The sequence below is a fragment of the Helicobacter pylori genome (genome assembly GCF_006439795.1).
In the GTDB taxonomy this organism is placed as follows: Bacteria; Campylobacterota; Campylobacteria; order Campylobacterales; family Helicobacteraceae; genus Helicobacter; species Helicobacter pylori_CR.
Genome location: NZ_VEYL01000029.1, coordinates 1 through 2684 on the forward strand (window position 1 = coordinate 1; position 2684 = coordinate 2684).

2 protein-coding genes and 1 pseudogene are annotated in these 2684 nt (G+C 40.2%); 2 read left to right on the forward strand and 1 reads right to left on the reverse strand.

Features of this window, described 5'->3' with window-relative positions; translation table 11 throughout:
* Positions 1 to 131: 131 nt before the first annotated feature.
* A complete protein-coding gene (locus FIM66_RS07935; RefSeq protein ID WP_050841921.1) occupies positions 132 to 815 on the reverse strand; it encodes a phosphatase PAP2 family protein in 684 nt (227 codons plus the stop codon).
* A 175-nt stretch (positions 816 to 990) separates the two neighbouring features.
* Here FIM66_RS07935 and FIM66_RS07945 point away from each other — a divergent pair, with 175 nt between their 5' ends.
* Together FIM66_RS07945 and FIM66_RS08360 are read left to right on the forward strand one after the other, a co-directional pair.
* Positions 991 to 2568 (forward strand): type I restriction-modification system subunit M, encoded by a 1578-nt coding sequence (locus FIM66_RS07945; RefSeq protein WP_140600361.1) that lies wholly within the window; start codon positions 991 to 993, stop codon positions 2566 to 2568.
* Positions 2569 to 2577: 9 nt separating this feature from the next.
* A pseudogene (locus FIM66_RS08360) lies at positions 2578 to 2684 on the forward strand (restriction endonuclease subunit S); the annotation flags it as partial.

A 2684-nucleotide genomic window follows, 5' to 3' on the forward strand; every position in this document is an offset into this window, starting at 1 on the left:
GTTAGGGGGTTTCTTAAGGGGGTTAAGGGGGTATTATCGCAAAATACCCCCTATCCCCTTAAGAGAATGAGTTTTATCAAAAAATAGAATTCTAAAAATTTTAGTTGTCAGTGTTTGGTTAAATAAAGCCTTTATTGATTATAAGGGCGTTTCAAAAACCCCAAATAAAGCGCTAAAGAGCAGCACGACCAAGCAATCCCTAATAAAAACCCTCCTAAAACATCGCTAGGGTAATGCACCCCTAAATAAACCCTGTCATACGACATTAAAACAATCCAAAAAAGTAAAATAATAGCACCAATCGTTTTAATGCGATTGTTGGCGTTAGAATAGCATAGCAACAACGCCAAAGAGCCGTAAAAAAGCGCTGAAGCTAAAGCATGCCCGCTAGGGAAGCTAAAGCCATGCGCAAAAACCAATTCGCCATTGGTTACAGGCCGTGGGCGCGCCACTAAAAGTTTAAGGGATTTTAAGGTGAATTCACCTAATAAGATGCTAAAGAAAAACCACACCCCCAAAGCGATGCGTTTTTGAAACCCAAACCACAAGCCAATGAGTAAGGCTATAGGAGTGGTGAGCTTGCTTTGCGCAAACCATGTGCTAAAAAACACGAAAGAAAGCCACGCGCTCCCTTGAATGGGGGCAGGGTTGCGGATCAAGTCTATAAAAAATAAATCCAATTGTTGCACCCACTCTTTTTGAAAAGCCACCCCGCTTATCACGATGCCAAACAAAATAAAAAAGACGATCCCCACAATCCCAAGCGTTTTAGCCGCTTTTTTTTCTCTTACGCTGATTGTTCTGTCAAATACCATTCAAACCCCTTTTAAAAATGTCTTTTGAAAAATGGGATTATAGCTTATTTACCCCACAAATACAGAGCAAACGCAAGGAATAAAAAAATAATATTCTTTGCTATAATGAAACCTTTAAAGGCTGACAACGCCAAACAAAACCGCCAATCAAAACACAAAAAAGGGGCTTATTATCATGGAAAACAACCAAACGACAAACAATAACCAAGCGTCATTAGAGCGCAACGAATTGCACAACACCATTTGGAAAGTGGCTAATGAATTGAGAGGTTCAGTGGATGGTTGGGATTTTAAGCAATATGTTTTAGGCATTCTTTTTTACCGCTACATTTCAGAAAACATGACTCATTACATCAATAAAGAAGAGCGAAAGCGCGATCCGAATTTTGATTACGCTTTATTAAGCGATGAGGAAGCTGAAGGCGCAAAAGAAGGCCTGATTGAAGAAAAAGGCTTTTTCATCCCGCCAAGTGCTTTATTTTGTAATGTTCTAAAAAACGCGCCTAAAAACGAAGATCTCAATGTAACCTTACAAAATATTTTTAACGAAATAGAAAAATCCAGCTTGGGGTTTAAATCCGAAGAAAATGTCAAAGGCTTGTTTGCGGATTTAGATGTCAATAGCAATAAATTAGGGAGCTCTCATAAAACTAGGGTTGAAAAACTGACTAAAATCCTTCAAGCCATAGGGGGCATGCAATTAGGCGATTACCAAAAAAGCGGGATTGATGTTTTTGGCGACGCTTATGAATATTTAATGACCATGTATGCGAGCAATGCCGGCAAAAGCGGAGGGGAATTTTTCACCCCCCAAGAAGTGAGCGAACTGCTCGCTAAAATCACCCTGCACAACCAAGAAAGCGTCAATAAAGTTTATGATCCGTGCTGCGGGAGCGGATCGTTACTCTTACAATTTTCTAAAGTGTTAGGCGATAAAAATGTTTCAAAAGGGTATTTCGGGCAAGAAATCAACCTGACCACTTACAACCTTTGCCGAATCAACATGTTTTTGCATGACATCAATTACTCTAAATTCCACATAGCACTAGGGGACACGCTTTTAGACCACAAACACAAAGACGATGAGCCTTTTGATGCGATCGTTTCCAACCCTCCTTATTCCATTGAATGGGCGGGCGATAAAAACCCTATTTTAATCAATGATGAGCGTTTTAGCAAGGCCGGTGTGCTAGCGCCCAAAAAGTGCGCCGATCTCGCTTTCACCATGCACATGCTTTCTTATTTATCCAATAGCGGCACGGCTGCGATCGTGGAATTTCCCGGGGTGCTTTATAGGGGATACGCTGAAGCAAAAATCAGAGAGTATTTAGTCAAAGAGAATGTCATTGACTGCGTGATCGCTTTACCAAACAACCTCTTTTTTGGAACGAGTATCGCTACCTGTATTTTAGTGCTTAAGAAAAACAAACAAGACGACACGACGCTTTTTATTGATGCGAGTAAGGAATTTGTCAAAGAAGGCAAGAAAAACAAGCTCAAAGAACACAACCGAGAAAAGATTTTGCAAACCTATATTGAAAGGAAAATAATCAAGCATTTTTCTGCCCTAGCCAATATTGATCAAATCAAAGAAAACGATTACAATCTATCCGTAAACCGCTATGTGGAGCAAGAAGACACTAAAGAAGCCATTGACATTAAAGCGCTCAATGGTGAGATTTCTCAAATCTGTGGAAAACAAAGCGCTTTACGAAACAGCCTTGATCTGATTATTAAAGAGCTAGAAGCTTAAGGGGGCAAAATGCATAAAATAGAGCGCTTACTCCAAACTCTAGCGCCTAAGGGGGTGGAGTTTAGGAAGTTGGGGGAGGTGCTAGAGTATGATCAACCCAATAAATATTGCGTAAC